This is a genomic window from Rhodococcus sp. 24CO (assembly GCF_050586165.1).
GTDB lineage: Bacteria > Actinomycetota > Actinomycetes > Mycobacteriales > Mycobacteriaceae > Rhodococcus_F.
Genome location: NZ_JAZFNF010000012.1, coordinates 38,044 through 55,459 on the forward strand (window position 1 = coordinate 38,044; position 17,416 = coordinate 55,459).

Sequence of the window (17,416 nt, forward strand, 5' to 3'; positions counted from 1 at the left end):
CTGAAAGGGCAGACTCTGTCGGTTCACCTGAGGTCGCCGGCGATAGCGAAACTGCTTGCGCGCGTACACCTCTGCAATCGCAGAGATGCACGCGCGCAATATAAACGGTGGGCTGCTGGCTACTTGCCGGGCGTCGAGGCGACTGCCGTGATGCCAAGCTCAGCATCGGCCGCGTCATCGCCGCAATCGCAGTCACAATCGTCGCCGCAACCACCGGTGTTGCATTCGCCGGCGTAGCTGTCGTCGTCTTCGTCGCAGTCGAGGGTGCCGCCGAAGGACTCAGCAAAATCGTCGTCGAGTTCGTGAGTGAAGGCGTGAACCTCGTCGACCAGGTTGAGGAGATGCTGCGGGGCGAAGGGGTCCGCATCAAGCATCGTCGAGACGAGCAGGTGGTCGCCGCTGAAGGCGAAGCGCAGGCGCGGCCATTCCTGTGCGAGTTCGATCAGCTGCGTCGCAGCATGGGCGGGATTCCCGAGACCCGTGAGGACCGAGGACCAGACGTTGATCTGGGGGCCGTCATCCGCGACCGTCACGTAAACGACAAACCCGTGAACCGGCACGACAATGTCGCCGTCATCGTCGGTGTCGGGCTCGCTGCCCAGCAGTTCGGCGAGAGTCTGAACGCACAGGCGAACCAATTCGTCGCGCTCGTCCGTCACCAGGGCAATAGCGCCGTTGATGTGGAGGGGCTGGTCGGCGGTCGTGTTGTGGTCGCTCATGGATCCTCATGTTCTGTGCCAGTCCGAGCCGGCGCTGGGCACTGTTTTCGTGCGGTGGGTGTCAGGTCTACGGTAGTCGGCGCACACTATTGTCCGCTTAGTGGATGATCCAAAGTGTCCGCTTCGGCGCGCGCTGAGCTGGACCTTGCCGCAGCAGAACGATGTGACTCCAGTCCCGACAAATCCGGCAGCGTTGTGGCAGTGAGTATCTCGGCTTGTCGGTAGGTAGATCTAGTCTCCACAAATGACGGGTCAGCGAGTTCGACGAGCTTCACATCTGCGTTTGGTGCCTGCATTTCAAGCGGCACAAACCGTCCGTACGCCGAGGCAGATGCGGAATCAGCGTCGACGGCCGGAGGTGGCGAATTTTGTCATGCGGATCGAACTTGATTGCGTCGCGCCACCCATTTGGCGACGGTTTTCGGTGCCGTCCAACATCGAACTCGACCAACTTCATTCGATTGTGCAGGCGGTGATGGGATGGGGAGATCAACACGCTCATCAGTGGGTGAGCGTCCATCATTCAACGAGCAATGGCCCAGATCGGTATATCGCGCGAGAGGTGATCCAGTACGACGGATACCAGGAAGACGAGTTTGGTGAGGACGAAGTCCGTATCGACGAGGTGGTCACCGCGGTAGGGGAGTACGTCCGATACGAGTACAACGTCCGTGCCAAGTGGAGTCACACCTTGGTTCTCGAGCAGATTGTCGAAGACCAGCCGATTTCTGAGCCGTCCTGCCTTGACGGCGAGAGGGCGTGTCCGCCGGAGGATTCTGGCGGACCGATCGGGTATCGCGAGTTCCTGAGCGCGCAGACGAGTACCGGGCTGTTCGATCCCGAGCGCTTTGTTCGGACCGAGTCCGATGTGGCAGTCACCATTGCAGTAGCACTGCATAAGTCACCGCCTGTGGGCAGCTCGCTGTTCGAGAAGTTTTTGCGCCGCCTGTCGGTTCATTCCGCGCCGAAACTGTTTGCCGCAGTTGCGAAGGCGGAGCTTTCTGGGGGATATGACAACTACTTCGAGGTGATGCGTGAGGGAGCAACCCGCCAGCTGCTGTGGCTGCTGAACGCTGCGCGAGGCGGTGGGATTGCGTTGACGGCGTCCGGGGCACTTCCTCAGGACCATGTTGCGTCCGCCCGAGACGAACTCGATTGGGACAGTGAGTGGATCGATGCCGCGGCAGGGAGTGGCTCGCAATTAGTAGTACTCGTTGAAGTCGCAAAGACGCTGAGATTGGTCCGAAAACTCCGAGGCACATTGATTCTGACTCGACTCGGCGCGTCAGTTCTTGCATATGAAGGCGAGCTGTGGCGCCACATCGTGATGGCCATGCCGTTGGGAAAGGGGGAGCTGGCGCAGGAAGCCGGCCGAATTCTGTTCCTTACGTTGGCTGCAGGCTTGTCAGAGTCCGAACGTAGTGAAGTGATGATCGAAGGTCTCACGGCATTGGGTTGGTCGACAACAGACGGAACACGCCTCGGTGACGACGATTGGACGTGGATTGTGCGAGACACTCTCCTGTACTTGCGAATGATCGGGGCGATTGTCTCCAATCCGCTGGACCAGCATGTTTCCGCTGATCCCGAGTGGGGCCGACGGTTTGCCAGGATGGTCCTGTCGAAGTAGTTAACCGATCGAATCGAGCATCGATTTCGATCGATGCGGAGTTGTTATATGCGCTGGAAGCGCACGATTTTTCGGCGACGGAATCTTGAATATTTTCAGGTTGCAAAATATCTGAATTTTTGTTCGAAATTGCTATCATGCTATGGTCGATTCTCAGCTGTTGAATTGCGTAGTCGAGCCAAAAGCTTGCGCAGAAGATTTATTTTGTGGAGGTTGGGTTTCGGAAAAGACGAAGTGCGTGTTGCTAGTCAATTGAATATGTGGCCGGTGTTGGTTTTGACGGTCGCTCCTAGGGCGTGCAGAAACGCAGCGCAAAGATCCTGAACAGGGGTTTTTGCGCGTTGTTCTGCCGATTATTTGCGAAGGATGTGGCATGTGACGGGGTCCGACATGGTCCAGTTCAGTACATTGGTAATTGTTTCACTGCTTGTTGCTTTTTATGGTGGAACATTTCTGATTTCTCTTCGTATCGGTAAGAAACAGGAAAATGCCGACGGTTTTATGACCGCCGGAAACAAATTAGGATTTGGTGTTTCGGCCGCGAGTATGACGGCCACCTGGATTTGGGCGTCGTCGATGTACGCATCCGCCACCTCTGGCTACACCTACGGAATCTCCGGCCCCATTCACTACGGTTTGTGGGGCGCGTTGATGATTCTCTTCATTTATCCCTTTGGTCAGCGAATTCGTAAAGTGGCGCCGAAAGCCCACACTCTGGCCGAGGTCATGTACGCGCGGCACGGACGCTCGAGTCAGCTGATGCTGGCGGGCTCCAACATCGTCGGCAGTCTTATCAGTTTGATGTCGAACTTCCTCGCTGGTGGCTTGCTGATCGCGTTGCTTTCACCGTTCAACTTCATCCAGGGCGTGTTCATCGTTGCGCTGGGCGTCCTGCTGTACACGCTGTGGTCGGGTTTCCGCGCTTCGGTGCTGACCGACTTCGTTCAGTTGATCGGAATGCTCGGTGCGGTAGCGGTTTTGGTGCCGTTCATCTTCTTCGCTTCAGGGTTTCCCGCGGCCTTCGAATCCGGCGCAGGCAACCTCACTGCTGAGCAGGGCAACTTCTTCTCGAGCGTTGCCTTCTTCGAACAGGGTGCGCCGTACATCGCGGCAGTCCTTGCCTACGCAATCGGCAACCAGACCATCGCCCAACGACTCTTCGCGGTCCGCGAAGACCTGATCAAGCCCACCTTCATCACCGCAACTGTGGGATACGGCGCAACGGTCATCGGTGTCGGAATGCTGGGTGTTCTCGCGCTGTACCTCGGAATCGAGCCGACTGATGGTGACGTCAACAACCTGATTCCGCAGATGGCCGCGTCGTACCTGCCCGGAATTTTGCTGGCTGTTTTCTTTGTCATGATCATCGGCGCGCTGTCGTCGACAGCGGACTCGGACCTTGCTGCACTCTCGTCCATCGTCATGACCGACGTTTACGGTCAGGCCGTCGCAGGCAAGGCTAACGCCAACCCGCGGCGGATGTTGCTCATCGGCCGAGTCACGATGATTGTTGCCACGGCGGCGGCTATCTCCTTGGCAAGTCTGCAATTGAGCATTCTGGATCTGTTGGTGTTCGTCGGCGCGCTGTGGGGCGCTTTGGTGTTCCCGGTTATCGCGAGCTTCTATTGGGGGAAGGTCACCAATAAGGCGTTCACCGTGTCGGTGCTCGTTGCTCTTGCCGCGTTCCTGCCGGTGCGATTCAGTTGGGTGCCGATGGACGGGATGTTCGGGATTGTCTCGGACGTCGTTTCTGTGATCGGCATCGGAGTGGTTTTGGGGCTCATGGCCTTTGGATTCTTCGGGCTCAAGGTTGCGCAGATCGTCGGAGGCCTGGCGATCGTGTTGTCCGCGCCGTTTGCGATCGGGTTCTTGCATGACTACCCAACGCTCAGTGGATCTTTGGTTGCCTATGCCGTCAGTACCGTCGTGTGCTTTGCGATGTCCGTAAATCAGCGTGAGACGTTCGATTTCGAACTGATCAAGCAGCGGACCGGAGATTTCGACGAGGAAGAGTTTCCTGCTGTGGGAGCGTCCGGAAAGTAACCGTCGAGACAATTGGAAGGGTTTCGAATGAGCACAGCAATTTTGACTATGTACGTTCTGATCTGGCCGGCGTTGGTCCTGGTTGTACTGGGAGTCATCAGCAAGGGATTCTTCAAGGATTGGGCAACTGCTCGCCGCAACGGTGAAGATCTGGTCTAACTTTTCGCGCCGCCACCGACGCTCTTGCTGTCGGTGGCGGCGGTCATATTGCGTCGGACACAGGGGTCGGCGTTATAGTTGCTCAGTGCAACACAACGGAGCAATGTCGCTCACCGGGCCGCCGGCCGTCCATGACGAGCTGGTGCACCTGACGCGAGAGCTGATGACCGGCAATCGCCAGTCCGACGATCAGCCGTCCATCGCGCAGCACTCGTTCCTCTCCTTCATCGGCCGCAACGACGGCTGCCGGGCCACGGAGATCTCCGACGTTTTCGGCGTCAACCGCTCGACTATCTCCCGCCAAGTGCGTGGATGCATCGACGCAGGCTGGGTGTATGCCGATCCGGGACCCGTTCGCTTGGGCAATCCGCTCCACCTCACTGACGAGGGTCGCAAATACCTCGACGCCGCCGACGCGCGTCGACTCGACCAAGTTGTCAGCAGGCTGCACGATTGGAGTGAGTCCGAGATCGAAGAATTCGCCCGTGCACTTCACCGCTTCAGAATCAGCACAGAATCGCAGACCGACGGAGATGACACCCTGTGAGTGAGTACAGCGCCAAAGCCCAGTTCACCATCTCCGACAACGAGTCGGTGGTGCACACAGTCTTCACTCACGCCGAGCGCACCCCGAACCTCACGGTGTTCTCGAGGCCGATGGGCAATGGGTGGGTCGACGTCTCGGCGAAGGAATTTGCCGAGCAGGTCATGGGCGTGGCAAACGGGTTGATTGCAGCCGGTGTTCAGCCAGGGGACCGCGTCGCACTGCTGTCGGCCACCCGCTACGAGTGGACGCTTTTCGACTTCGCGATCTGGGCGGCCGGCGCTGCGACGGTTCCGATCTACGACTCGTCATCGAAGGGCCAGGTTGCTTGGATTCTCGAGGATTCCGAGTCCGTCATGGCCATCGTGGAGACGGGGACGCACGAGCAGTTGTTCCAGGATGCGCCGCCTAGCCTGCGCGCTGTCATGCAGATCGACGCCGGCGCTGTGGCAGAGCTGACCAAGCAGGGCATCGACGTCGACGAAACCGAGTTGAAGAAGCGCCTCGACGGTATCCGCGCTGACGACCTTGCATCGCTCGTCTACACATCCGGTACGACGGGACGGCCGAAGGGCTGCATCCTCACTCATCGGAATTTCCTCTCCGAGGTGCGCGGCATTCTGACTGCGTCGATCGGTAAGGTCGCGGTTCCCGGGAACCGAGTTCTAACCTTCCTTCCCCTTGCCCACGTACTTGCTCGGGCAGTGTCGTTGGCGACGTTCGAAGCTGGTGCTGCGCAGGCGCATTGGTCTGATTTCTCGAACATCACAACTCAATTCGAGCGGTACAAGCCGAATACCATCCTCGGTGTTCCGCGGGTATTCGAGAAGGTTCGAGACGGCGCGGCGCGAAAGGCGGAGTCCGGCGGCAAGATTCCCGGTGCCATCTTTGCGTTCGCAGAAGCAACGGCCAAGGAGTACAGCCAGTCTCTCGACGCGGGCGGCCCATCCCTAGTGCTTAAGGTGAAGCACGCTGTCGCAGACAAGCTTGTGTACTCGAAGCTGCGCGCAGCACTCGGCGGCGAGTGCTGGTTCGCCATTTCCGGCGGTGGAGCTCTCACTCCGGAACTCGGCCACTTCTTCCGCGGGCTCGGCGTTCCGATCTACGAAGGCTACGGACTCACCGAAACCACGGCAGCGCACTGCGTCAATATTCCCGGCGCTCAAAAGATCGGAACCGTCGGGCAGCCTATGGGCGGCAACGGAGTTCGCATTGCCGAAGACGGTGAGATCGAGCTCAACGGTGGAGTGGTCTTCAAGGGGTATTGGAAGAACGAAAAAGCCACCGAAGAGTCCTTCGACAACGGTTGGCTCCGCACCGGCGATCTCGGTGAACTCGACAGTGACGGTTACCTTTCCATCACCGGTCGCAAGAAGGACCTGCTGGTCACGGCAGGTGGCAAGAATGTTTCGCCCGGTCCGATGGAAGACCGCATTCGGTCGCACTCCATCATCTCGCAGGCAGTGGTCGTTGGCGATGGAAAGTCCTACGTCACGGCGCTTCTGACAGTTGATCCCGAGGTGTTCGAGAAGTGGAAGGCTGACAACGGCAAGCCTGCCGAGGCGACCGTCGCTGAATTGCGTGAGGACAAGGATCTTCGGGCAGAAATGCAGAAGGCGGTCGACGACGCCAATTCGGCTGTCTCGCATGCCGAGTCGATCAAGAAGTTCGTGATTCTCGATCGGGATCTCACTGAGGAAGACGGAGAGATGACTGCAACCCTCAAGATCAAGCGGAACGTAGTCGTCGACCGGTTCTCCAAGGAGATCGAGGGTATGTACACCAAGAGCTAGGCGCGCTTGGGGAATTGCTCGCGATAGCCCATGACGTCGTCGAGTCGGAATCGGCGGTGGGTTCCGCGTAGCTCGATCGGGAGCTTGCCGGCATCGGCAAGCTTGCGGACATACGTATCTGAGACGCCGAGAATTTCCGCGGCTTGAGACGTTGTGAGCAGTTCGGACACGGCACCGAGCGCAACGCTGTCACCGCCCGCGAGGTAAGTCAGCAGCGCCACGACGGCATCGCCCACTGAGGGCGGGACGTCGATTGTCACCCCGTCGATCACGAGCGTCGTCGTGGCGGTTGACGTTTGAGCGAGTGCAGACAGCGCGGTCTTGATCTTTTCTGCGTCGGCGCTACCGACTGCTGAAATTACGTGGTCAATGCTCATGTCGAGCTCCGATCGAAGTAACAGTAGGGATGCGGATAGTCCACCGAACCTCCTATGCTTGGTTGTGCGAGCATAAGCTACTTGCAACGAACCGCGGCATCCGCAATCACACCTTGTGCCTGCAATTTCCGGCATCGGGTGTTGCTCATCGAACCCGTTCGTATCATCTCGCGGGTTTTGGCCAGCCTGATCGGAATTCAAGTCGTTTGGAGAGAAGAGTTTTCGCGTGTCGCTCGAACCTAGCTCCCAATATTGCTGTGACTCGACGTAGCATCCTGAATGTGGCTAGACGATCGGTAACAGTGAGATTTGATTCAGAGGAACTGGAGGCTCTCGAGGCTCTCCAGGAGCTTACGGGCGCGGACATCTCCAGCGTTGTTCGCGAAGCAGTCATCGAGCACGCAAAGCGATGTGCCAGGCAGGCGCCGCCGCGCGATATCGGCGACAAGCGTAAGTCCCTGACCTTGAACGACGCCTTCGCGCGATACTCGGCGATGTGTGTTGAGCAGGAGCGGGAAGCCTCCTAAACCAAGGAGCGGTGGAGACATGACGTCCCCACCGCATTTCCCGGTTGTTGAATTATGAACGAACTAGAATCTTGACTGCAGTGTCGTTGTGTTCGATCAAGGTTGTGAAGCCTTCTGAAATCAACTCTTCGAGTTGAATGCGTCCGGTGATAAACGGCGCCAGGTCGACAACCCCGTCCTGAACCATTTTGATGACGGCTTCATGATCGCGGACGTATGCGATTGTTCCTCGCAGATCGATCTCTTTGAGGACCAGCTTTTGCATGTCGATGGTCGCCGGCTTCCCCCAAATCGATACGTTGACAACTACTCCCGCGGGTCGAACGGTGTCGAGCATGGTGTCGAGCACCGCGTTGACGCCGGCACATTCGAATCCGACATCCGCGCCGATGCCATCGCTGATCTCGAGAACGCGGGCCTTCACGTCCTCGTTGCTCGGATCGATGACATAGTCAGCGACACCGCTGGACAGTGCCTTTTCCTTACGCGCACCGCTCAGTTCCGTGACGATCGTTGTTGCGCCAAGACCTTTGAGTACTGCGGCGACCAGCAGCCCGATAGGTCCGGCTCCTCCGACAATCGCGATGTCACCACTTTGGGCGCCGCTACGAACGACGGCATGGTGCGCAACGCTTAACGGTTCGATCAGCGCAGCTTCGTCCAACGGGATGTTGCCGATCTTGTGAACCCAACGCCGGTCAACCACAACCTTTTCGCTGAGTCCGCCACCGCCGCCGGCCAATCCGATGAATCCCATCTGAGTGCACAGATGATAGTTACCGGCCTTACACGGAGCGCATTCGTTGCAGACGAAATACGGTTCAACGACGACGTTTTCACCCACTTCGACGTCAGTCACGCCCTCGCCGACTTCCTCGACGGTGCCCGAGAATTCGTGCCCCATCGTGACTGGAGCGTTCTCATGAGAGAGGGGGTGCGGGTGACCGGGCGCCGAGATGAAGATTGGGCCTTCGAGGTACTCATGGAGATCGGTGCCACAAATCCCGCACCAGGCGACCTTCAATTTGACGGTACCGGGCCGCACTTCGGGCTCGGGAATGTCTTCGATTCGGATGTCCTTCTGACCGTGGAACCGTGCTGCCTTCATAGATCCGCACCTCACTTCGTTGTGAATCCGCTGGTAGATCAACGTTAGGACTGCGGCGACGGGGTGTGAAGGGTTGCAATGGATTGCAATGTGTTGGAACCGGGACTGCCTCTCGTGCGTCCAATGGTGTGAGGTCCGGCGATAGAGGGGAGTGCGGTGAGGGGGTGGGGTGCTTTTCTGTCGCTCGCAGCGACCGTTGTGCTCGGGGGATGCTCCTCGACAGTTGAAGGTGCGGCATTCCCTGTCGACTCGATTGGAATGTTCGATCCGTGCGAGGTCCTCACCGACGGAAATCTGCGGGATCTGGGAGCCGACCCGAACACTCAGAAGGCTGACGTTCTGAATACCCATTTTCCGGGTTTCAACCTCTGCTCTTGGGAAGGGCAATGGTTCTCTCTGGGGCTGACGTCAACCAAGTACTCACTTCAGGAAGTGGAAGTCAACCCCCAGTTTCGGGATTTCCGGAACATCGAGGTGTTGGGGCGGAACTTGCTGATGTTCAAGGATCACGATGACGCATCTGACTCTTCATGCCTTGTCGCGTTTGCTACTTCTCGGTCCACTGCGATGATCAGCATCGATGCGTACTTCCGCGCGGAACGTCCCGAAACGCCGTGTGCGCTCGTCGAACAGGCGGCACAGGTAGTTATCCCTCTGCTTCCGTAGCGAGTGTGGAATCAAGAATTTTTCGACTATACGTTTGATGAGGAAGGGGCAGGTTAGGTGTCAGAAGTCGATGTGGGTATCAACTTGGATCCAAATATCGCTCAGCAGTTGGTGAAACCATGTGAGGATCTCATAGCCGAGTTCAGAAGGCTGATTGTTAGTGCGCGGAAACTGCGGCGCGTTGATGGTTTCGGCACGTTGGGCTCAGGCCTTGCCCTCCAAGGCAAGTTTGCGGGCAAGGCGGTCGGTGGTCCCGACTCACTAGTCAATGCGTTGGAAAGTCATATCGCAGTAGTCGATGACATGCGTGCGTACTTCCAGAAGTGCATCGACGATGCTAAGGAACAAGAGCAGGCGAATGTCGACTCACTCAGAAAGATAAGCCCGGGAAACTGAATTGTCCCGCACTACACGGATATCTGACCTCTGTTTTGTGGGGATTACCATTAGCTGGGTGATCAAGAGGAAATGATTGTGGCTTTACAAGCTGCGGCGGAATCTGCAATGGAGCAACACGGTTACCTTTGGTTTGTCGGCGACTGACAAGCATCGCCGTGAATCCGAGAGTGGGAATGACGATTGATGTACGTACCCACCACATAGACTGCAGTCATGTTTTCGAATGAAGTTAGCCGTCGGACCTTTGTCGTGGGAGTTGCAGCCGCGGCTGCCTCAACCCTTGCAATGACGAACGCGTCGGCCTCCGTTCCAGCGTCAGTGAATCCGACTATCACTGCGCGCCAACGGTTCTTCGGACCCGAGAATGTTGATCCATCGACCGGGGCAGTGGATTCGTCAAAGACGATTCTTTCGTGGTTTGGTGTCACGAATTTTGCGATGGCCATCGCAGGCAACGTCGTTCTACTGGACGCGTGGGTTCCACGAGGCGAGTTCTCGAACTACGTGCCTACCAGCCCTGAAGAACTGGCCGCCCTAGCGCCGAGTCACATCCTGATCGGACATGGGCATTTCGACCACGCGGCCGATGCCGCCGAAATTGCCTCGATATGTGGTGCAACCATCGTTGGAACAGACGAGCATTGCACTCAGATCGCAGAGCAGGCAACAACTGAGCTCCGAACATTGCCGCTGGATTCCGGCCGAACTGACTTCTCGCTATCCAATGGTGTTGCCGTGCACTCTGTTCGACACTTGCACTCCGCGCTGCGTGCCCCGCGAGGCGAGCAACCACCTCTCGTTCTTGTGCCCGATTTCCGTCCGGCTATCGAACATCCGCCGACATCTCACGACACTGCACACCTGGCGTCGCATTTCAACGACGCTGAGGGTGGATCGTTGCTGTACCAGTTCGTGGTCGGTGACTTCGTACTGACCTGGCACGACAGCACGGGGCCGCTCTTCACCGACGCTCCGGAGATTCTGGACGCCCTGCGTGCGTTGCCGGCCTCCACGGTTCAGATCGGGTCTATCCAGGGCTACAACCAGTACACGAACGGGCTCAGCGACCCACTCGACTACATCCGGGCACTGCGGCCTTCCCTCTTCGTGCCGGCGCACCACGACAATTGGCTCGCACCGCTCTCCGCTCCGGCCGTCGCGTACGAAGAGCGGTTATGTCAGGCACTCGCAGGCTTGCCGACGTCACCCGAACTACTATTGCTCACCGATCCGGCTGACTATGTCCAGCCTTCACGGCTCACGTTCGACATACCGGTGAAGTGACAGACGCCAATTCAGGGTCAGTGGATGTGCTGCTGCCAATCAGCTGGCACTCGGCCGGCCGGACCAGGAACCGGCTGGTCGGTGGGATGCGAAGTGGGCGGGGCTAATTCAGGACCGTCGTACGCTTCCTGAGTTTCGAAGCTCCAGAACCAATCCTCGCCAGGTTCGAAACTCTGCATGAAGGGGTGCTTGGTAGCCGCGGCATGAGCGCTGGCATGTTGTGACGGGGATGAGTCACAGCATCCGATGTGACCGCACTCAGCACATCGACGTAAATGCATCCACCAACCGCCAGCAGCGTCGCATTCGACGCACCCGGCACCGCTCGGCGGCACACTCGGATCAATTCCAACTGGAAGTCCGTCGGTCATGGTCAGTCCCTTCGTTGAAGTGGCTCTGCTTCATTCATCGTGCGCGCCGAGTCGGGCGTGCGCTACTCGGCGTCGTCGACGTGGTTGCGCTCTGGTCCGGATATGGGCAGGAGAACACGGAAGCGGGTGTCCCCGGGTTTGGATGTGACCCGAAGTTCACCATGATGTTTGCCGACAACGATTCTCCACGAAATATCCAGGCCCAAGCCTGTTCCCTCTCCGACAGGTTTGGTCGTGAAGAAGGGCTGGAAGATTCTGTCGATGACGTCGTCGGGGATTCCAGATCCGGTATCGCAGATTTCGATGCAGACTCGATCGCCGTCGCGGCTGGTGCGAACAGTCAAGGTCCCACTGCCGTCCATTGCGGCAACAGCGTTGTCGATCAGATTGGTCCACACTTGATTGAGTTCGCCCGCATACGCATCGATGGGTGGGAGTGCCCGATCGTATTCCTTGACGACGGTGATGTCACCGATCTTCTGTCCCAACATGATCAGAGTGCTGTCAAGCAATTCGTGAACGTCGATGGTCTGGAAGGGAGCGCGGTCCATTTGCGAATACTGTTTGGCCGCACCGACAAGCGTGGAGATTCGGGTGGTGGAATCGGCGATCTCGTTCATCAGTAGCTCAGACTCGATGGTGTAGTTCAACCAACGAATTGCCCCCTCGAGCACAGACTCGTCCACTGCTGCGGCAACAGTCTCGAGCCAGTTGGTATCGAGACCAGCTTGGACGAAGGTTGGTGCTAAGTCCCAACCTTCGCGGATGGAATGGTCCTCGAACCATTCACCCAGGGAGTCTTCCCGATCGGATGCTTCAAGGGGTGTGAGCGTCGGAGCCTTGGCAATAACTTCCGCGACTTCCTCTTGCATATGCATGAGGGAGACAAGTGAATCGCGATCGTAGACGCCTGAGGCGATCATCCCCAATTTCCGTCGCATGCCGGCGACGCGTTCGCGCAACGACGCGGTCGCCCGCACTGCGGCGGCTGCGGGATTGTTCAGTTCGTGGGTCAATCCGGCGGAGAGTGAACCGAGGGCGAGAAGACGCTCACGTTGATCCATGATCTGGCGGGAGTTCTGGTTCCCGAAAAAGACTCCTTCGAGAAGGTGTACAGCCATCGGAAACCATTCGCGCACTACAGCGCCGAACTTGTCGGCATCGAGAACGAAGAACGTCGACGGCTTGGTTACTCGCAGCGACGCCGAATAGATCTGCGGGACACGATCACCCAAATACGACGTCCAACCGCCAGAGTAGACGCCTCTCTGCGAGGTGCGCACCATCTCGATGTCTTCGCCGCCGGAGAGTTTAGACATGATCAGCTCGCCCTCGATCAGGACGTAGAAGCATGATGCCGGGTCGCCTTCGAGATAGACCTGGCCGCGGTCGATTTCAGTGATATGGCCACTTTGGCAGAGTGTTTCGAGTTGATCGTCGGTGAGCTCCTCGAACAGGAATAGCGTGCGAAGAAGTTCTGGACTGCATGCTGGAACAGACATCAAATCTCCCTATTGTTGAGCGAGATAGCGGTGGACGAACATCACGGCCATCGCTCCTTCTCCGACAGCGGACGCGACCCGCTTGGCTGATTCGGCATGCACGTCGCCGGCGACAAAGACTCCGGGAACACTGGTTTCGAGGTGATGGGGTGCTCGGTCGAGGGGCCACCCTTGCGGTGTTATGCCGTCGGCGGCAAGGTCGGGGCCGGCGACGATAAATCCATGGCGATCGCGAACGACCACGTCGCCGAGCCAATCCGTCAGCGGAGCGGCGCCGATGAAGATGAACAACCAATGCGCGTCGACGATCTCTTCTTCACCGGTTGCCCTGTTCAGCAGCGTGATTCGCTCGAGGTGATCGTCGCCGTCAGCGGCGATAACTTCGGTGCAGGCGCGAACCGATATCTTCGGATTTTTCTCGATCTGCTGAATCAGGTAGTAGGACATGGATGCTTCGAGTGAGGCGCCCCGGATGAGGATAGTGACGGATCGTGCACCGCGTGAAAGGTAAACAGCTGCTTGGCCGGCGGAGTTTGCCCCGCCCACGATGTAGACATCCTGTTCGCTACATCGCGCGGCTTCGGTGACAGAAGACCCGTAGTACACGCCTCGGCCGGTGAACGTGTCGAGACCGGGAGCCGAAAGTTGCCGGTACGAAACGCCGGTAGCCAGGATGACGGAGTGTGCGTCAACGGATGTGCCGTCGTCGAAACGAACTGTGCGCGCAGAGCCGTTGATTTCGAGACCCGTCACATCGCGGGCTGTGATGACCTCAGCACCGAACTTTGTTGCCTGCCTCCGCGCGCGATCGGCTAACTGGGATCCGGAAACACCGTCCGGGAAGCCGAGATAGTTCTCGATACGAGAGCTTTGACCGGCTTGCCCACCTGTGGCGCGTCGTTCGATGAGGACCGTCCGCAAACCCTCCGAGGCGCCATAGAGAGCAGCACCCAAACCTGCCGGCCCACCGCCGATGACAACCAGATCGTAGAAGTCCTCGGACAGGGTGGTGCTCAGGCCGAGTTTGTCTGCGAGTTCGGTATCCGTCGGCTCAACCAGTACGTCACCATTGGGAGCAATGACGACGGGAAGGTTCAATTCGTCGGCCCCTGCGGCGGCGAGGAGTCGTTGTCCCTCAGGCTCGTCCGACATATACCAGCGGTAGGCAAGTTGGTTGCGTGCCAAGAACTCTCGAACATCAGAGGATCGTCCCGACCAACGATGGCCAACGACTTTGGTCTCCTCGGCAGGGTGGTGACTGGAGCCGGCCCAGGCGTCGAGGAGAGCGTCGATGACCGGGTAGAGCTTTTCTTCCGGAGGATCCCAAGGTTTGAGCAGGTAATGATCGAGGTCGACGACGTTGATGGCGTCTATCGCGGCTTCGGTATCTGCATACGCAGTGAGCAGAACGCGTCGAGCTATGGGGTAGAGATCCATTGCTTGCTCGAGGAATTCGATTCCGCTCAAACCAGGCATGCGGTAGTCGGCGACGATAACGGCGACAGCATCTCCGCGAAGCTTCATTTCACGCAGAGTTTCGAGCGCCTGATCGCCCGATTCGGCGCGGATGATCCGATATTTCTCGCCGTAGCGTTTACGAAGGTCGCGGACGACGGCGCGGGAAACCCCGGGGTCGTCATCGACGCTGAGAATAGCTGGTTTGGCAGGTGCTTTCGGCGCGTTCACTCGGTGCCCTCCCGACGTTGTAGTCAACCCCTCCAGTATGCGACTGTCACGAGCAGCGTCAATCGCTACAGATGCGCTGCAAGCGAACATGGGGACGTGAACTGGGAAGTTGTCGGTAGCGGGAACCAATCGAGTCGCCGGCGCATCAAATAGAGTGAGTTCATACCGAAGGGGGCCCGATGAGAATGTCGATGGGGGGTCGGCTTTTCTTGGCAGGGATTTTGGTATGGGCTTTGGTCGGATGCGGCTCAGCCGTGGAGGGGGAGGCTGAGCCGCTATCCGGTCAAGCGGGATTATTCGATCCGTGTACGGACATTCCGGATTCTGCGATTCGGGGCGTCGGACTTGATCCGTACACGAAGGAGGTTGACATCGCGGGTGTTGAAATGCCCGGATGGAAGATCTGCACTTGGTCAGGCGACTGGTATTTTATTGCGATTTTTTCAAATATCTACTCGATCAACGATATTCGCAACAATCCCGAGTACGGCAACCTTGTTGACGGCTCAGTCGGTTCTAGGCAGGGTGTCATGTTCACCAAAGTGGACGATTTGGATGGGGATTCTTGCTACATCGCTGCGGAGGTGAATCAAGGTTCCATCTGGCTTCGAGTCAACAGGAAAGGACTCCGCGCCATTGAGGAACCTACCTGTGGGCTCGCCCAGAAGTACGTTGACGAACTTGAAGATTTTTGGCCGCATTGAGAGTTGGAATGGACAGTTAGGGGTGGACTGTGTCTGTACCTGATGCAGTTGGTGATGCTGTTTCTCAGTGGTCGGCTTGGAAGTCGGCCGCTGCGAGCGGAACATTGAACGTCGACATTGACGCGTCGCGGCGGCTGGCAAGGGCATGCCGGAACTACGTGACTGACCTGGAATCGGCTTTGGAGCTGGTCGATTCCGTCGATGTCGTTCGGGGTATGGGGACGCTTCAATCTGGAATCGACCTCGCGCGCAAATTCTCCCTGAAAGCGTCCGGTGGCGAGGATTCGCTTGAGAAGTCACTTCTCAGCCACATCGCCGTGGTGAAAGAGATGCGAGCCTACTTCCAAGCCTGCATCGACCGCTATGAATCCGTGGACGACGACAATGCCAACCGCTTGGCCCGGCATCAGGTATCGGGGTCGTAGCGTGGGAGTCCGGATGCAGCTTCGACTTATGCTGGCAGCCATTGTCATTGGGTTGTTTGCGGTGGGGTGTGGTTCAACCGTCGAGGGCGAACCTGAGCGCGCATCTGGTCAAGAGGGTTTGTTCAACCCGTGTACAGACATTCCGGACTCGGCGATTGAAGGAGTTGGTCTTGATCCGGGGACGGAAAGCGTCGATGTTTTCGGCGTCGAACAACCCGGGTGGAAGATTTGTTCCTGGGACGGAAGCTGGTACAACGTCACCGTCTATTCGACGAGTTACACCGTGTCGGATGTTCGCAGCAATCCGGACTACGTGGATTTCAAAGATATCGACATCGGTGATCGAAGTGTCACGCAATACCGTCGTGCAGACAGCACAGACGAAGCTTGCTACGTAATCTTTGCAGTGGGGCAGGGTTCAGTTTGGATCAATGCGGAAAAGGATTCCTTGAGCGAGCACGCAGGGAACAGTTGTGACGAGACGAGGAGGTTGGCCGATGGGCTCGTCAGCTATCTCCCACTCTGAACCAACGCGGAACTTTGAAGACTGCAAGATCTGGCTGCAAGTCCAATCGGGGGAATCAGAGTCATGAGTTCACAGCAGTCGACGACAGATCTACAACTGACAGTAGATCCGATAGTCGCTAAAGACCTCGTACTTGCGTGTAATGCGTGGCTGGGTGAACTCGGTTCAATTAAGAATGGATTGACGCGCATTGCAACGGTTTCGGGGATGGGCACGTTGCAATCGGGCATCGTCTTGGCTGAGAAATTCTCAAAGAAAGCCGTTGGTGGCGAGGACTCGTTGGAGAAAACGCTCGACAGCCACATCGCTGTGGTGAAGGAGATGCGAGCCTACTTCCAAGCCTGCATCGACCGCTATGAATCCGTGGACGACGACAATGCCAACCGCTTGGCCCGGCATGAAGTATCGGGATCCTAGATTGGCGCGACTTCGACTTGTGCTGGCAGCCATTGCCATTGGAGTTCTTGCGGTGGGGTGTGGTTCAACCGTCGAGGGTGAGCCTGAGCGTGCATCTGGTCAGGAGGGATTGTTCAACGCCTGTACGGACATCCCGGACTCAGTGATCGAACAAGTCGGCCTCAACCCTTTGACAAAGGACATCGACATTGACGGAGTCGAGCAGCCCGGATGGAAGATGTGTTCTTGGACCGCGTCGTGGTATTTCTTCACAATCATGGCGACGGATTACACACTTGATGATGTACGGAACAGGCCGGATTACACGAAATTCGATGAGTCGAATATTGGTGATCGAGTCGGACTGTGGTTTCGGCGGGAATCTGACGAAACCATCGACGGATGCTACCTGGCGGTTGGGGCATCCAAAGGTTCCGTGTGGCTCAACATTGAAGCAAAGGCGGGCACACCTCACGAAAGTTCTACCTGTGGGCTTGTCGAAAGCTTTGCATTGCAACTGGTTTCGTCCTTACCCCGATGAATCTCCGAGAGGTAGG

At 57.7% G+C, this 17,416-nt stretch carries 20 protein-coding genes; 14 read left to right on the forward strand and 6 right to left on the reverse strand.

Features of this window, described 5'->3' with window-relative positions:
• Positions 1-119: 119 nt before the first annotated feature.
• Complete coding sequence (locus V2B23_RS26220; RefSeq protein ID WP_430952983.1) at positions 120-719, reverse strand: T3SS (YopN, CesT) and YbjN peptide-binding chaperone 1; 600 nt, start codon at positions 717-719, stop codon at positions 120-122.
• A gap of 373 nt (positions 720-1,092) precedes the next feature.
• Here V2B23_RS26220 and V2B23_RS26225 point away from each other — a divergent pair, with 373 nt between their 5' ends.
• The 5 genes from V2B23_RS26225 to V2B23_RS26245 all read left to right on the forward strand — a co-directional run bounded on the left by V2B23_RS26225 (position 1,093) and on the right by V2B23_RS26245 (position 6,888).
• Positions 1,093-2,349 (forward strand): plasmid pRiA4b ORF-3 family protein, encoded by a 1,257-nt coding sequence (locus V2B23_RS26225; protein ID WP_430952984.1) that lies wholly within the window; start codon positions 1,093-1,095, stop codon positions 2,347-2,349.
• A 390-nt stretch (positions 2,350-2,739) separates the two neighbouring features.
• Positions 2,740-4,392, forward strand: a complete 1,653-nt coding sequence (locus tag V2B23_RS26230; protein ID WP_430953080.1) for a sodium:solute symporter family protein — start codon at positions 2,740-2,742, stop codon at positions 4,390-4,392.
• Positions 4,393-4,419: 27 nt separating this feature from the next.
• Positions 4,420-4,551 carry a putative transporter small subunit gene (locus V2B23_RS26235; protein ID WP_430952985.1) on the forward strand — a complete coding sequence of 44 codons (132 nt, stop codon included), beginning with the start codon at positions 4,420-4,422 and terminating at the stop codon, positions 4,549-4,551.
• A 103-nt stretch (positions 4,552-4,654) separates the two neighbouring features.
• Positions 4,655-5,098 carry a MarR family winged helix-turn-helix transcriptional regulator gene (locus V2B23_RS26240; RefSeq protein WP_430953081.1) on the forward strand — a complete coding sequence of 148 codons (444 nt, stop codon included), beginning with the start codon at positions 4,655-4,657 and terminating at the stop codon, positions 5,096-5,098.
• Positions 5,095-6,888 (forward strand): AMP-dependent synthetase/ligase, encoded by a 1,794-nt coding sequence (locus V2B23_RS26245; RefSeq protein ID WP_430952986.1) that lies wholly within the window; start codon positions 5,095-5,097, stop codon positions 6,886-6,888. The genes V2B23_RS26240 and V2B23_RS26245 overlap by 4 nt, the downstream gene beginning before the upstream one ends.
• Here the strand turns inward: V2B23_RS26245 and V2B23_RS26250 are convergent.
• Positions 6,885-7,265, reverse strand: coding sequence for an excisionase family DNA-binding protein (locus V2B23_RS26250; RefSeq protein WP_430952987.1), 381 nt, complete (start codon positions 7,263-7,265; stop codon positions 6,885-6,887). The two genes, V2B23_RS26245 and V2B23_RS26250, sit on opposite strands and share 4 nt — an antisense overlap.
• A 302-nt stretch (positions 7,266-7,567) precedes the next feature.
• Here V2B23_RS26250 and V2B23_RS26255 point away from each other — a divergent pair, with 302 nt between their 5' ends.
• Complete coding sequence (locus tag V2B23_RS26255) at positions 7,568-7,792, forward strand: hypothetical protein (RefSeq protein WP_430952988.1); 225 nt, start codon at positions 7,568-7,570, stop codon at positions 7,790-7,792.
• A 52-nt stretch (positions 7,793-7,844) separates the two neighbouring features.
• On the opposite strand, the gene V2B23_RS26260 is transcribed toward V2B23_RS26255, so the two are convergent.
• Positions 7,845-8,900 (reverse strand): 2,3-butanediol dehydrogenase, encoded by a 1,056-nt coding sequence (locus V2B23_RS26260; protein WP_430952989.1) that lies wholly within the window; start codon positions 8,898-8,900, stop codon positions 7,845-7,847.
• Between the two features lie 198 nt (positions 8,901-9,098).
• On the opposite strand from V2B23_RS26260, the gene V2B23_RS26265 reads away from it, so the two are divergent.
• The 3 genes from V2B23_RS26265 to V2B23_RS26275 all read left to right on the forward strand — a co-directional run bounded on the left by V2B23_RS26265 (position 9,099) and on the right by V2B23_RS26275 (position 11,249).
• Entirely contained in the window at positions 9,099-9,566 is a 468-nt protein-coding gene (locus V2B23_RS26265) for a DUF3558 domain-containing protein (protein WP_430953082.1), read from the forward strand.
• Between the two features lie 57 nt (positions 9,567-9,623).
• Positions 9,624-9,962 (forward strand): hypothetical protein, encoded by a 339-nt coding sequence (locus V2B23_RS26270; protein ID WP_430952990.1) that lies wholly within the window; start codon positions 9,624-9,626, stop codon positions 9,960-9,962.
• A 441-nt stretch (positions 9,963-10,403) separates the two neighbouring features.
• A complete protein-coding gene (locus tag V2B23_RS26275) occupies positions 10,404-11,249 on the forward strand; it encodes an MBL fold metallo-hydrolase (RefSeq protein WP_430952991.1) in 846 nt (281 codons plus the stop codon).
• Positions 11,250-11,266: 17 nt separating this feature from the next.
• Here V2B23_RS26275 and V2B23_RS26280 read toward each other — a convergent pair whose 3' ends face one another.
• From V2B23_RS26280 to V2B23_RS26290, 3 genes are all read right to left on the reverse strand, one after another.
• Entirely contained in the window at positions 11,267-11,620 is a 354-nt protein-coding gene (locus tag V2B23_RS26280; RefSeq protein ID WP_430952992.1) for a UBP-type zinc finger domain-containing protein, read from the reverse strand.
• A 62-nt stretch (positions 11,621-11,682) separates the two neighbouring features.
• A complete protein-coding gene (locus V2B23_RS26285) occupies positions 11,683-13,122 on the reverse strand; it encodes an ATP-binding protein (protein WP_430952993.1) in 1,440 nt (479 codons plus the stop codon).
• A 9-nt stretch (positions 13,123-13,131) separates the two neighbouring features.
• Complete coding sequence (locus tag V2B23_RS26290) at positions 13,132-14,808, reverse strand: FAD-dependent oxidoreductase (RefSeq protein ID WP_430952994.1); 1,677 nt, start codon at positions 14,806-14,808, stop codon at positions 13,132-13,134.
• A gap of 179 nt (positions 14,809-14,987) precedes the next feature.
• Between V2B23_RS26290 and V2B23_RS26295 the strand changes: the two genes are divergently transcribed.
• The 5 genes from V2B23_RS26295 to V2B23_RS26315 all read left to right on the forward strand — a co-directional run bounded on the left by V2B23_RS26295 (position 14,988) and on the right by V2B23_RS26315 (position 17,400).
• The gene (locus V2B23_RS26295) at positions 14,988-15,512 is read left to right on the forward strand and encodes a DUF3558 domain-containing protein (protein ID WP_430952995.1); all 525 of its coding nucleotides are present in this window, start codon (positions 14,988-14,990) and stop codon (positions 15,510-15,512) included.
• Between the two features lie 104 nt (positions 15,513-15,616).
• On the forward strand, positions 15,617-15,937 hold the full coding sequence (locus V2B23_RS26300) for a hypothetical protein (RefSeq protein ID WP_430952996.1): 321 nt from the start codon (positions 15,617-15,619) through the stop codon (positions 15,935-15,937).
• Between the two features lie 28 nt (positions 15,938-15,965).
• A complete protein-coding gene (locus tag V2B23_RS26305) occupies positions 15,966-16,463 on the forward strand; it encodes a DUF3558 domain-containing protein (RefSeq protein WP_430952997.1) in 498 nt (165 codons plus the stop codon).
• Between the two features lie 63 nt (positions 16,464-16,526).
• Positions 16,527-16,880, forward strand: a complete 354-nt coding sequence (locus tag V2B23_RS26310; protein ID WP_430952998.1) for a hypothetical protein — start codon at positions 16,527-16,529, stop codon at positions 16,878-16,880.
• A 19-nt stretch (positions 16,881-16,899) separates the two neighbouring features.
• A complete protein-coding gene (locus V2B23_RS26315) occupies positions 16,900-17,400 on the forward strand; it encodes a DUF3558 domain-containing protein (RefSeq protein WP_430952999.1) in 501 nt (166 codons plus the stop codon).
• Positions 17,401-17,416: the final 16 nt, after the last annotated feature.

Excerpts from the sequence above, each read along its gene's own strand:
- V2B23_RS26235 (WP_430952985.1), top strand. The coding sequence starts at position 4,420 with ATGAGCACAGCAATTTTGACTATGTACGTTCTGATCTGGCCGGCGTTG.
- V2B23_RS26260 (WP_430952989.1), bottom strand. The coding sequence starts at position 8,900 with ATGAAGGCAGCACGGTTCCACGGTCAGAAGGACATCCGAATCGAAGAC.
- V2B23_RS26295 (WP_430952995.1), top strand. The coding sequence starts at position 14,988 with ATGAGAATGTCGATGGGGGGTCGGCTTTTCTTGGCAGGGATTTTGGTA.
- V2B23_RS26310 (WP_430952998.1), top strand. The coding sequence starts at position 16,527 with ATGAGTTCACAGCAGTCGACGACAGATCTACAACTGACAGTAGATCCG.
- V2B23_RS26250 (WP_430952987.1), bottom strand. The coding sequence starts at position 7,265 with ATGAGCATTGACCACGTAATTTCAGCAGTCGGTAGCGCCGACGCAGAA.
- V2B23_RS26220 (WP_430952983.1), bottom strand. The coding sequence starts at position 719 with ATGAGCGACCACAACACGACCGCCGACCAGCCCCTCCACATCAACGGC.
- V2B23_RS26225 (WP_430952984.1), top strand. The coding sequence starts at position 1,093 with ATGCGGATCGAACTTGATTGCGTCGCGCCACCCATTTGGCGACGGTTT.
- V2B23_RS26285 (WP_430952993.1), bottom strand. The coding sequence starts at position 13,122 with ATGTCTGTTCCAGCATGCAGTCCAGAACTTCTTCGCACGCTATTCCTG.
- V2B23_RS26230 (WP_430953080.1), top strand. The coding sequence starts at position 2,740 with ATGGTCCAGTTCAGTACATTGGTAATTGTTTCACTGCTTGTTGCTTTT.
- V2B23_RS26240 (WP_430953081.1), top strand. The coding sequence starts at position 4,655 with ATGTCGCTCACCGGGCCGCCGGCCGTCCATGACGAGCTGGTGCACCTG.
- V2B23_RS26305 (WP_430952997.1), top strand. The coding sequence starts at position 15,966 with ATGCTGGCAGCCATTGTCATTGGGTTGTTTGCGGTGGGGTGTGGTTCA.
- V2B23_RS26275 (WP_430952991.1), top strand. The coding sequence starts at position 10,404 with ATGGCCATCGCAGGCAACGTCGTTCTACTGGACGCGTGGGTTCCACGA.
- V2B23_RS26280 (WP_430952992.1), bottom strand. The coding sequence starts at position 11,620 with ATGACCGACGGACTTCCAGTTGGAATTGATCCGAGTGTGCCGCCGAGC.